General features: G+C 33.4%; 12 protein-coding genes and 1 other annotated feature. Of the genes, 5 read left to right on the forward strand and 7 right to left on the reverse strand.

Annotation, left to right across the window (positions count from 1 at the left end; translation table 11 throughout):
* Positions 1-11 precede the first annotated feature (11 nt).
* From leuS to BM319_RS16600, 4 genes are all read right to left on the reverse strand, one after another.
* On the reverse strand, positions 12-2,429 hold the full coding sequence (gene leuS / locus BM319_RS16585) for a leucine--tRNA ligase (protein ID WP_069034726.1): 2,418 nt from the start codon (positions 2,427-2,429) through the stop codon (positions 12-14).
* Between the two features lie 79 nt (positions 2,430-2,508).
* Positions 2,509-2,725, reverse strand: a binding site (T-box leader).
* Positions 2,726-2,790: 65 nt separating this feature from the next.
* Positions 2,791-3,993, reverse strand: a complete 1,203-nt coding sequence (locus BM319_RS16590; RefSeq protein WP_091023714.1) for an MDR family MFS transporter — start codon at positions 3,991-3,993, stop codon at positions 2,791-2,793.
* A gap of 219 nt (positions 3,994-4,212) precedes the next feature.
* Positions 4,213-4,362: a glycogen biosynthesis protein GlgD gene (locus BM319_RS16595; RefSeq protein WP_254664619.1), complete on the reverse strand. Its 150-nt coding sequence runs from the start codon at positions 4,360-4,362 to the stop codon at positions 4,213-4,215.
* A 61-nt stretch (positions 4,363-4,423) separates the two neighbouring features.
* A complete protein-coding gene (locus tag BM319_RS16600; RefSeq protein WP_069034790.1) occupies positions 4,424-4,687 on the reverse strand; it encodes a DUF2524 family protein in 264 nt (87 codons plus the stop codon).
* 193 nt (positions 4,688-4,880) lie between these two features.
* Here BM319_RS16600 and mnmL point away from each other — a divergent pair, with 193 nt between their 5' ends.
* The 3 genes from mnmL (at position 4,881) to BM319_RS16615 (ending at position 7,091) form a co-directional block, all read left to right on the forward strand.
* A complete protein-coding gene (gene mnmL / locus BM319_RS16605; RefSeq protein ID WP_069034729.1) occupies positions 4,881-5,843 on the forward strand; it encodes a tRNA modification radical SAM protein MnmL/YtqA in 963 nt (320 codons plus the stop codon).
* Positions 5,840-6,415, forward strand: coding sequence for a tRNA 5-(aminomethyl)-2-thiouridylate-methyltransferase MnmM (mnmM, locus tag BM319_RS16610; protein ID WP_069034730.1), 576 nt, complete (start codon positions 5,840-5,842; stop codon positions 6,413-6,415). The genes mnmL and mnmM overlap by 4 nt, the downstream gene beginning before the upstream one ends.
* A 199-nt stretch (positions 6,416-6,614) precedes the next feature.
* Positions 6,615-7,091 (forward strand): hypothetical protein, encoded by a 477-nt coding sequence (locus BM319_RS16615; RefSeq protein ID WP_069034731.1) that lies wholly within the window; start codon positions 6,615-6,617, stop codon positions 7,089-7,091.
* A gap of 82 nt (positions 7,092-7,173) precedes the next feature.
* Here BM319_RS16615 and BM319_RS24775 read toward each other — a convergent pair whose 3' ends face one another.
* Together BM319_RS24775 and BM319_RS16620 are read right to left on the reverse strand one after the other, a co-directional pair.
* Entirely contained in the window at positions 7,174-7,338 is a 165-nt protein-coding gene (locus BM319_RS24775; RefSeq protein ID WP_175403519.1) for a hypothetical protein, read from the reverse strand.
* A gap of 217 nt (positions 7,339-7,555) precedes the next feature.
* Positions 7,556-7,984 carry an RND transporter gene (locus BM319_RS16620; RefSeq protein WP_091023716.1) on the reverse strand — a complete coding sequence of 143 codons (429 nt, stop codon included), beginning with the start codon at positions 7,982-7,984 and terminating at the stop codon, positions 7,556-7,558.
* 976 nt (positions 7,985-8,960) lie between these two features.
* On the opposite strand from BM319_RS16620, the gene BM319_RS16630 reads away from it, so the two are divergent.
* Positions 8,961-10,124 carry a cation:proton antiporter gene (locus BM319_RS16630; RefSeq protein WP_069034734.1) on the forward strand — a complete coding sequence of 388 codons (1,164 nt, stop codon included), beginning with the start codon at positions 8,961-8,963 and terminating at the stop codon, positions 10,122-10,124.
* A gap of 97 nt (positions 10,125-10,221) precedes the next feature.
* Here the strand turns inward: BM319_RS16630 and tbcS are convergent, their stop codons facing one another.
* On the reverse strand, positions 10,222-11,316 hold the full coding sequence (gene tbcS, locus BM319_RS16635) for a tetraprenyl-beta-curcumene synthase (RefSeq protein WP_069034735.1): 1,095 nt from the start codon (positions 11,314-11,316) through the stop codon (positions 10,222-10,224).
* A gap of 153 nt (positions 11,317-11,469) precedes the next feature.
* On the opposite strand from tbcS, the gene BM319_RS16640 reads away from it, so the two are divergent.
* On the forward strand, positions 11,470-11,997 hold the full coding sequence (locus BM319_RS16640) for a gamma carbonic anhydrase (protein WP_069034736.1): 528 nt from the start codon (positions 11,470-11,472) through the stop codon (positions 11,995-11,997).
* Positions 11,998-12,108 lie beyond the last annotated feature (111 nt).

Genomic DNA, 12,108 nt, shown 5'->3' on the forward strand with positions numbered 1-12,108 from the left:
GAATTAACTATTTAGTTAGCAACAATATTTACTAATTTACCTGGTACAGCAATGATTTTTCGAACAGTTTTGCCTTCAACTTGTTCCTTAACTGCATCGTCTGATAATGCAATTTGCTCCATTTGCTCACGAGAAGCATCTTTTGCAACAAGTAATTTCGCTTTTACTTTACCATTAATTTGTACTACGATTTCAATTTCGTCTTCTACAAGTTTAGCTTCATCGTATGCTGGCCATGTAGCATATGCAATTGAATCACTATGACCTAGCTTACTCCAAAGTTCTTCACCGATATGAGGAGCTACTGGTGCTATTAATTTTACAAAACCTTCTACCATTTCTTTTGGTAATTGGTCAGCTTTATATGCTTCGTTAATAAACACCATCATTTGTGAAATTGCAGTGTTAAAGCGTAAACCTTCAAAGTCCTCTGTTACTTTCTTTACTGTTTGGTGATATGTTTTTTCAAGACTGCTAGAAGTAGCACCCTCTACAATTTTATCTGAAAGCTCTTCATTATCTGTAACAAATAAACGCCATACTCGGTCTAAGAAACGGCGAGAACCATCTAATCCATTTTCTGACCAAGCGATTGATGCATCTAATGGCCCCATGAACATTTCATATAAACGTAATGTATCAGCACCATGGCTAGCAACGATATCATCAGGATTTACAACGTTCCCTTTAGACTTAGACATTTTTTCATTATTTTCCCCTAAGATCATTCCTTGGTTGAATAGCTTTTGGAATGGCTCTTTTGTAGGAACTACACCTAAATCATAAAGGAATTTATGCCAGAAACGAGCGTATAGTAAGTGAAGAACTGCATGCTCTGCTCCCCCAATATATACATCAACTGGTAACCAATGCTTTAGTAATTCAGAATCTGCGATTGCTTCGTTATTATTTGGATCAATATAACGTAAGTAATACCAGCAACTTCCGCCCCATTGTGGCATTGTATTTGTTTCACGTCTTCCTTTTTTACCTGTTACTGGATCAACTACATTAACCCATTCAGAAATATTCGCTAATGGTGACTCTCCAGTACCACTTGGGCGAATATCTTCTGTTTTTGGAAGAATTAATGGTAATTCCTCATCAGGAACAACTGTCATAGTACCATCTTCCCAGAAAATTACTGGAATTGGCTCTCCCCAATATCTTTGACGAGAGAATAACCAATCACGTAGACGATACGTAACTTTTTTCTCACCTGATTTTGAAGAATCTAACCAATCTATTATTTTTTCAAGAGCTTCTTGTTTATTTAAACCGTTTAAGAAATCAGAGTTAACATGTTTGCCATCTCCAGCGTAAGCTTCTTTTTGAACGTCTCCACCTTCAACAACTTCAACGATTGGTAATTTAAATTTAACTGCAAATTCGTGATCGCGCTCATCATGTCCTGGTACTGCCATAACTGCACCAGTTCCATAGCTTGCAAGTACATAATCAGCAATCCAAATTGGAAGCTTTTCGTTATTTACAGGGTTAATTGCATATGCTCCTGTGAAAACACCTGTTTTATCCTTGGCTAAATCAGTTCTCTCTAGATCACTTTTCGATTTAACTGAATCGATGTATGCTTCAACAGCATCTTTTTGATCAGCTGTTGTAATTTGATTAACTAAATCATGTTCTGGAGCTAATACTACATAAGTTGCACCGAATAATGTATCAGGACGTGTTGTAAATACTGTTACTTTTTCATCGAATCCATCAACATTAAAGTAAACTTCAGCACCTTCAGAACGGCCAATCCAGTTGCGTTGCATTTCTTTTAAGCTTTCTGGCCAATCTAATTCTTCTAGATCTTCTAATAATCTATCAGCATAAGCTGTGATTTTTAGGATCCATTGCTTCATTGGACGACGCTCAACCGGATGTCCTCCGCGCTCACTTTTCCCATTGATTACTTCTTCATTAGCTAAAACTGTACCAAGAGCTGGGCACCAGTTAACTGGAATCTCATCTACATAAGCTAATCCTTTTTCAACCATTCTTAGGAAAATCCATTGCGTCCATTTGTAATAATTAGGATCAGTCGTATTAATTTCACGATCCCAATCATATGAAAATCCTAGTGCCTGAATTTGATTACGGAAAGTATTAATATTCTTTTCAGTAAATTCAGCTGGATCATTCCCAGTATCTAAAGCATATTGTTCTGCAGGTAGACCAAATGCATCCCACCCCATTGGATGAAGTACATTATAGCCTTGCATTCTTTTCATTCTTGAAAGGATATCAGTAGCTGTGTACCCTTCTGGATGACCCACATGTAATCCCGCTCCAGATGGATAAGGGAACATATCAAGTGCATAAAATTTCGGCTTGCTTGTATCGTCAGTCGTTTTAAACGTTTTATTTTCTAACCAATACTTCTGCCATTTCTGTTCAATAGAACCATGATTAAAACTCATATTATTGCCTCCTTTTTTCATGTATAAATGGCTCGGCTGTGGCCCTAGCGGTCTACAAATAAAAAAATCCTCCCGTCCCAAAAGGGACGAGAGGATTTCCCGCGGTACCACCCAAATTAATGTAAAAATACATTCACTTGTTTCCGTAACGTGGAACACGACATTTATTACTTGGTTAAAACCGTTCACAAATGTGGCTTATGGGCGAGTTCATGAATAGAATGGATTGACTTTCACCAACCGTCAACTCTCTAAACCTCTTCATATTCACTACTATTCCCAATCATTGCCGATCATTTAGATTTAATTTATACCATTTTATTATAACCAAAGAAAAAGGTCAATTATACATCGCCTATTTTTAAGAAGCAAAAGTTTGATTTTCAGCTTTTACTACTTTTTTAGCTAATCTTTCATAGAGCACAGAGAAAACCATGCTTATTAATAAAAAGACAACTAAAATGATAAATAATACTCTCATATTAAATGTATCAACGAGTGCTCCACCTATAACAGGTCCTAACATTCTTCCAACCGTCGCTGCACTATTTACAATCCCTTGATACATTCCTATACGATCTTTTGGAGCAAGCATGTTTGCAATTGTTGGTACTGCAGGCCATACGAACATTTCTCCAATCGTTAAGATGATCATACCAGTCATAAACATTGAGAACTGTTCAGCAGTACTTACAAAAATAGTCGAAACGATAAAGAATCCAATTCCAAATAACATTTGCTTTCTCATACTTAAATCATATTTGCGAATAGCAGTTGATATTACAGGTTGAGCTATAACAATAAGTAAACCATTTACAGTCCATAATTGGCTATATTTTGTTAAGCCCATGTGTAGATTTTGCATTTCTGAAGCAATCGTAGTTTGCCATTGCACATAAACTAACCAACATAAAACATACGCACAACAAACAATCATCAAAGCCTTCATTGAAGGAGTAAATGAAAATTTTTGTTTTTCTGCTTTTTCCACTTGAGAAGTTTCTTTTATTTCATTAGGTACTCCAATATCTCTAAATCCAAATAAAGCGACTAAGAAGAAAATAATATATAATAGCAAATTAGCGGAGAAAATATAATTAATATTAGCGGCAGCAACAACTCCACCTAACGCCGTACCAATCGCCACGCCAAGATTTTGAGCTACATAAATTGCATTAAAAGCTTTACGACCACCCTCTGGCCATGCCGCTCCAACCATTGCATACATTGATGGAAATACAATACCAACACCAAATCCTAATATTACGAAGAAAAAACTATAATATGCCCAAGAATGATTAATAACCAAACCTAATATTGACAAAAACGTAATACTAATACCAGTAAGGATTGACCTATATCCCCCAAATTTATCAAAAAGCCAGCCTCCTAGCATATTACCAAATACACCGGCCAATGAATTAAACATTAAAATAAGCCCCGCAACAGACAAGGACTTTCCTAAATATATATGGATGTATACTGTATTGAATGGCCATAAAAAAGAATTACCTGTTACATTTAAAATCATACCGATTAACAAAAACCATAGTTTTTTTGGCATCCCTTACTCCCCTCAAAGCTGTCCCTTTTTATCTATTTTTATCTCATTAACTCATTAATTGTAGAGGAGAATCGACCTACTTTCAAGAGGCATGCTTTGAGTGAGGAGAGATAACAAGGCCAAAAAACCTAGAAAATATTAGAAAAGCACCACATAACCCAAAAATTACCAAATGAAATAAAAAAAGGAAGGCATGCCTTCCTTTTCCCTTTTTCTACCTTACCCCTGCTTTGATCTTTGTGGTTGACCTTTTTTAGCGTTATTCATTTTGACTTGATCTACAGCTGAAAGTTCACCTGAGAATTCTGTTTTCGTTTGATTCTTTGTTGTTTGTTCAGGGTTATTACTTTTTGATTTCTTTTTTACCACTTTTGGATTCCTCCCAAGGATTGCATATTCTTGAACGTATTCTTGCATATTCTAATCTCCTTTAGTGCGGAGTAATAATCATTTGATGTTGTAGCTTTGTTAATTGTCTACGTAAACGATTAAATTCATCTCTATTTTCTAAATTTGCAAGGTTTTCAACTTTTTCTAACTGCATAATTGCTTGTTCAAGCCCTGCCTGTGCTTCAGAATACTCGATTCCGTTAAAATGCTCTTGTCGCATGCCAATTTCTAATTGTTGCACTGCATAATCATAGGCTTGTTGCGCTTGTTGTACTTGTTCTTGTCCGAAATTGCGATCTGTTATTCCCAAGAAAATACCTCCTTTGAGACTTTAATGAAGTATCCGATATGTAGGTTACCTCAAGGATAGTATTTCCGAACCTTTCAATCAGAGTACAATAATTTCTTTACAAATAAGAAAGGTTTTTCCATTTGGTTTTCTTAATAGAGCATGATAAAATCGATAATATTGACTTAAATTAAGGGAGGGATGAGGAATGACAAAAAACAATCCTTTTCCATATACAATAGATCATAAAAGATATCATTCATGGAATTATCACTTAAGACAACACTTTGGTGAAAAAGTTTTTAAAGTTTCAATCGACGCAGGATTTGATTGTCCAAATAGAGATGGTACAGTTGCGTTTGGAGGTTGTACTTTTTGTAGCGCATCTGGTTCAGGAGACTTTGCAGGAGATCGAGCTGAAGATGTTGTAACTCAATTTCATAAAATAAAAGATAAAATGCATGAGAAATGGCAAAACGGAAAATACTTAGGCTATTTCCAAGCATATACAAATACTCACGCACCAGTAGAAGTATTAAAACAAAAGTTCGAGCCAATTTTAGAGCAAGAAGGTGTTGTTGGTTTATCAATCGCAACAAGACCGGATTGTTTACCAGATGATGTTGTTGAATATCTTGCAGATTTAAACAAACGAACTTATTTATGGGTTGAACTAGGATTACAAACTGTTCATGAAAAAACTGCAAATATTATTAATCGTGCACACGATTATAAAACCTACGTAGAAGGCGTAGAAAAATTAAGAAAGCACAACATCCGTATTTGTTCACATATTATTAATGGTTTACCTCTTGAAACTCCAGAAATGATGATGGAAACTGCAATGGAAGTTGCTAAACTTGATATCCAAGGAATTAAAATTCACTTACTTCACCTATTAAAAGGTACTGCAATGATGAAGCAATATGAAAAAGGACTAGTTGAATTCATGGATTTTGACGCATATATTAACTTAGTCGTTGATCAACTTGAAATCATTCCAAGTGATGTAATCGTACATCGTATTACTGGAGACGGTCCACCTGACTTATTAATCGGACCAATGTGGAGCTTAAAGAAATGGGAAGTACTAAATGCAATTGATCGTGAGTTTGAACGCAGAAATAGCTGGCAAGGTAAATACGCAAATAATCGAGTAGAATTAACATGATTCTAGATCGTATTTTACCGTATGCTAGAAAGCTTCTCCAATCAACTGTTAAAGAAGGTGATATTACCATTGATGCCACAATAGGTAATGGTCATGATACAGTATTTTTAGCAAAATTGGTTGGTGAAACTGGTCATGTATACGGATTTGATATCCAAGAACTAGCGATTCAAAAGACGACTGAAAGAATAAATAATGAAAATTTAAGCAATCAAGTTACACTTTTGCAAACAAGTCATGCAGAAGTAAAAAAAGCAATCCCAGCTTCGTTACACGAGAAATTAAAAGGTGCAATTTTTAATCTTGGTTATTTACCTGGTAGTGATAAATCAGTTGTAACAGTACCCGAATCTACCATTTCATCAATAGAACAAATACTTGAAATGATGGCCCCAGAAGGGATTATCGTAGTAGTGATTTATCATGGACATGAAGGCGGAGAAATTGAAAAAGATGCATTAATGAACTTTGCTCAAAACATCCCCCAAGACTTGGCTCATGTATTAACTTATCGATTTATTAATCAAGCAAATAATCCTCCTTTTATATTAGCAATTGAAAAAAGAGCTTAAAAAAAAACTGTCTAATTTTAGACAGTTTTTTTATGTTGTCTCCCCAATTATTCAAAAGTACAATTATAGAATTTTATTCTGATCCCCTCATAACCATTATAAACACCTTAAAAATTCATTAAAATTTCATTAATGGTAAATTTTTCTTGAAAAATTGGTAAAGATAAAAAAATCAAAAAAAAGAAAGAAGGTTTTCAAAATGAAAAAAGCAATTTTTGCAGGTGCAGTAGTTAGTCTTTTTACACTTAGTACAATCACAGTAAATGCCGAAAACATCGCGGCAGCAAATTATTATGTCCATCCACATCATGATCATGATGCGACAACTGATGATGGTGAGCATCATAGACATCATCACCATCACAAAGCAAATAAAATGTTAGAAAACCACAAAAAAGAAGTTGTTAAGTATATTTCAAATTATTTAAACCAACCTGAAGCTAATATAAATAAAGCTGTAGAGCAACATAAAATGGAAATGAAGAAATTAATATTTATCGCAGTTGTCTCAAAACTTTCAAATAAACCTTTGGAAAATATCATCGCTCAAAAAGGTAAAACAAATTCATTTAAAGAAATATTAGATAATAATAATATTAAACGTGAGCAATTTTTTGAAGAAATGAAAAGAGTTCATCGAGATATATTTACTCAAATTGAACCAACTAAAAATTAAATTTAAAAGAGTGCCCCTTAAGTCATTATACTTATTGGGCCTCTTTTTTTGTTTAGGCTCTGTTAAAATAAAATGTTGATTTTTACGTACTAAAAAAGACTGTTTTTTCTTTTGTAGAAAATTCACGTGTTTCTTCAACTTTTTTTTGGCTCATATCTGGATCTAAAACCGAACCAAATGTTAATCCTTCTTTGAGACCTTTTACTACACCTTTTAATAAACCATCCTGTTTCGTATTTTCAGTCATTAAAATAACCTCCTCTCACTAATGATTGTATAAAATAATTGATCACTTTACTGGTAAAGAAAAATTGTCTAATGATGAAGTTGAAGAACTTAAAAGAGCAACAAAGTATAATCGTAATACTTAACCTTTATTTTAAAAACAGAATCTCCATGTAGAAGATTCTGCTTTTTCTTATGTAACTAGCGCATTAGTTAGTTGAATAAGAAAATGGAATAAGTTAACCTTTAATGCTCTTACTACGTTCAATAAGATTGGAAACGAAATAAGATATTATTAAAATCATCCCTATAAAGAAAGCGATAAAAAAACCAACCATCCCTTGAATACCAATCCATCCAACGGTGAATGTTAGAAAAAATAATTCATAACAAAAGCCAGCCATTATTATCGCTACAGGTACGTTAAAAGGAAATAATCGTTTCCAACCTATTGCTAATGAAGTCGAAATGACTAGTATCGCAATCGAAATGATTGTATGTAATAAGCCCCAACGAAATTCCATACGAGATTGTGCCTCTTCACCAAAAGTGGTAAGAGGTCTAGTATTTAATTCATAGACTGTGAGGATTACTGTAACAGCCCCTACAAACATAACTAGGATAAAAATAACCCAGTTTACCATTTTTAATGTGTTTTTATTCTTCACTTGATCCTCCTAAATTAAATAATTCTTCTCCCATAAAAGCCTCCGGTATAAAAATTTAAAATAATTGTATATCCATCTCGAAAAATAATTTTTACCAATTTTTTACAATTATTAATTCTATAAAAAGTTGTTTTCTCCTCTTTCATTGTTCAACTAAACTGCCAGTTAGTTCAATAAGAATATCAACAATCTTCTTTAACAGAGCCTTTGTTTAAATAACTTGTTTAGTAATGAATTTTATTAAACAGACGTTCATTTTTTTATTAAGAACATATCCCCAAATTCACAAAAAATTATTAATAATATCTAATTACGGCGTATTCATGGAATCAACTGAATATTATGTAAAGATATAACCACTTAATTGATTTGTTCATACAAACAAGTTCGTAGTTAATTGAGATAAACCAACTCTAGGGGCGTGAAGAGTTGACTACAAACCTAAACAATTTGAATAAAATATTTCGTAATGTTTTTCAGTTCATTTTACGGAATTCGAATTGGATATTATTATTAATTGGATTAATTGCGTTCATCAATTACTGGTCAATTTTTTACCTTGTTTCATTATATAGAGGATTTCATACAGAATCTTCACAAGTAAATCAGATGACTCTTTGGGTAATTTATGGGTATTTTTATGGCTTCTTCGGGAGTATGATTTTAATTTTTTTACACTCTTTTGTACTAAAACATATGTTGTTTTTTCGAAAAATTAAAAGTGCCATATCGTTTATATTCCTTCATTTTGCTTATTTTATTTCACTTATCTTATTAATTCTATTAAACTAATTTTCTATGTAATTGTTACCACTTTAATACTTAGGCTTGTTTTCTAATTCAAATATAGTTTATACTTAGATTAAATTTAATGCATTGTTCGGAGGAGCCTGTCACGATAGGGATAAGTATGTAATACTTTACTTACCCTATCGTGGCAGGTTCTTTTTTTTGCGATCAGACGGGAGATGAATTTATGCTTTATGTGCAACTTGCGATTATATTAATTGCCTCTAAAGTTTTTGGGGATTTAAGTACAAAGCTTGGTCAGCCTGCAGTTTTAGGAAAGCTATTAATAGGGATTATACTAGGGCCAGCTGTTCTGGGAATCATTACTGAAACAGAAACATTACATGAAATGAGCGAAATTGGCGTCATTTTACTTATGTTTATTGCAGGTCTAGAAACTGATCTTAATGAATTTAAACGAACTGGGAAAGCTTCATCTTATGTAGGGGTACTCGGAATACTATTCCCATTACTCTCAGGTTATCTTTATGGAATCTCCATAAACTTAAGTCAATTTGAAGCTATTTTTTTAGGGCTGGTTCTTTCTGCAACTAGTGTAAGTATTTCGGTGGCTACTTTAAAAGAAATGGGTAAACTTAAAACAAAAGATGGAGCAACAATTTTAGGTGCTGCCGTAATTGATGATATTGTTGTCATCATAGCATTAGCATTTGTAATGAGTTTCAGTGGTAGCGCCGTTAGTTTACCAATTCTTTTATTGAAAAAGTTTATATTTTTTACATTTGCCATATTAATCGGTTGGAAGATTGTCCCTTGGTTCCTAAAAAAGTTTATAAAACTAAATGTATCAGAAACGCTAATCTCTGCTGCATTAATAGTTTGCTTCTTATTCTCAGCTTTTGCAGATCAAACAGGGATTGCTGCAATAATCGGAGCTTATATCGCTGGAATTTCGATATCTGTTACTAAGTTTAAACAAGAAGTTTTTGAAAAGGTCGAAACGATTGCTTACTCTGTATTTGTACCTGTTTTTTTCTCTTTAATTGGAGTATCAGTTCAATTTACGGGGTTAAGTCATTCGATTCCAACTATTATTATTTTAAGTATCATTGCTATTTTAACGAAACTAATTGGTGGAGCACTAGGAGCAAAACTAGCGGGATTTCCAACTAAAAATTCACTCGGTATTGGTTCAGCCATGGTGTCACGTGGGGAAGTTGCACTGATTATGGCATCAACAGGTTTAGCAAATAATCTATTAACTAAGGAAATGTTTGCGATCCTTGTTATAGTGGTATTAATCACAACAATTGTAACTCCACCACTTATGAAGTTATTTTTCTCTGAAAAGAGTGAAACTTTAAATAAAAAAAGTGAAGCTATAAATTAATAAACGCAAAAAAGGATCGTTTGAAATTAACGATCCTTTTTTTGCTGAGTACAAACACTCAGTTTTCATAGTTATTTGCCAGCGTGGTGCTTACCTTTTAAACCGATTCCTTCACTCTTCTATTACTCGCCTTTAACTCTTTTAATTTAAAATATAACTTAGCATTTCCATAGAAAAAGAATGATGTTAAGCCACCGTTCTTAACAATCCCTCTTCTTATCCTTTTCATCTCATCAGGTCCTGCCATTTTTTTGTCGGCTAAGTAAATGCCTAGTAACCCTTGGCATATCATTCGATGAAAACGATAGTCTTTTAAATCTTTTAAGGCTTGATCACTTTTCGTTGAAAAATACTCAATCCTATTTAACATGACATCTTTAGACGGGTAATAACTGCAGAAATTTAAATCTCCGCCTTCCTCGTCTTCCTTTTGATCAATTACATAATCTAGTAGTATATGAAGTCCTTGTACATAAGGAAAATAACTCTTATAGACTTGTTCAAATAATTTTTCAGTAATCATTTCATTAAATGAATAAGAAACTAAACAAAAAATCCCAAGAGTTGAACCTGCGCACGCAGAAAATTCATACCATTCTAAGTCAGAAAGTTCTGGTTGATATTTTTCAAACCATTTTGTTAATCTAGGCACTCGCTCTTCTTTTTTTACATGCTTATGTATTTGTAACTTACAATAATAATCAGCAAGTTGAACTAAGTACTCTTTAATTCCCTCATAATGCTTCGATTGATTTAAACTACTATGACACTTTGAAACTAGTGCGCTTAAATATCCACCATCGTCTTGTTCTTCTCGGAAGCGATAATACATTTGATCGGATTTTTGGCATTTTACTGCATCAATCATTGACTCATGTAGTGCTTCAAAATCAACTGGATCAAGCGAAGTACTTCGATCGCATAAATTATCTAAGTAATCACTAATCGTTTGATATGCAACGATAAATTCTATTACTGGTTTCAAATTCTTTTCAGAAAGTAATGCTAAAATTGCACCACCTTCACAATGGAATGTTTTTGTATCGATACTCATTAATGCTTGTTTTCTAAGTTCTGGATCTGGGATTGTCATTGCAAAATTTCTCCAATAGTTCAATTCCTGATGCACTAAAGGAAAAACAGCTTTATAAACTTTCGGCATTAATTGGATCGGATTTTTAGGTAGTGACATTTTTTCACTCCTCCCTATTTTTCATTTATTACATATTGTTTAAATAAGTTATACTCATATTGAAGTAAATATTATGGAGGTGAACTACGTTGCCTTGTTGTTTAGACAATTTCAACTAAACAATCATCTCATTTTTCTTGGCAACGGTATAGTATGATATTACCATACAAAGGGAAGCAACCCAAAATCGAACCATCAGCTTTTATCGCTTCAACTGCAACTGTTACCGGTTCTGTCACAATTGGAGCAAATAGTAGTGTATTTTTTGGTGCAGTAATTCGTGGCGACGTTAATGATACAATCATTGGAAATGATGTAAATGTTCAAGATTTATCTGTTCTCCACCAAAGTCCAAAATGCCCTCTAATTTTAGAAGATGGCGTAACAATTGGACATAGTGTTATTTTACATAGTTGTACAGTTAAAAAGAATGCATTAGTTGGTATGGGATCAATCGTTTTAGACGGTGCTGAAATCGGTGAAGGTGCAATGATTGGTGCAGGTAGCTTAGTTCCTGGAGGAAAAATAATACCTCCTAACACATTAGCGTTTGGTAGACCTGCTAAAGTAGTACGTGAATTAACAGAGGAAGACATCATTGATATGGATCGAATTCGTAGAGAATATATTGAAAAAGGACAATTCTATAAAAAGGTAGAAGAAGAAAATCAGTCAAAATAATTGAAATTGAGGATTTTTCTATAAAACAATATAAAAATCAAGTTTTGTATTTCCACACTGAGAAGGAATTTATGCCTTCTCTTTTTATTTTCCCTGAATTTATTTTAGGGT

The organism is Bacillus sp. UNCCL81, assembly GCF_900112535.1.
Taxonomy (GTDB): Bacteria; Bacillota; Bacilli; order Bacillales; family Bacillaceae_G; genus Gottfriedia; species Gottfriedia luciferensis_B.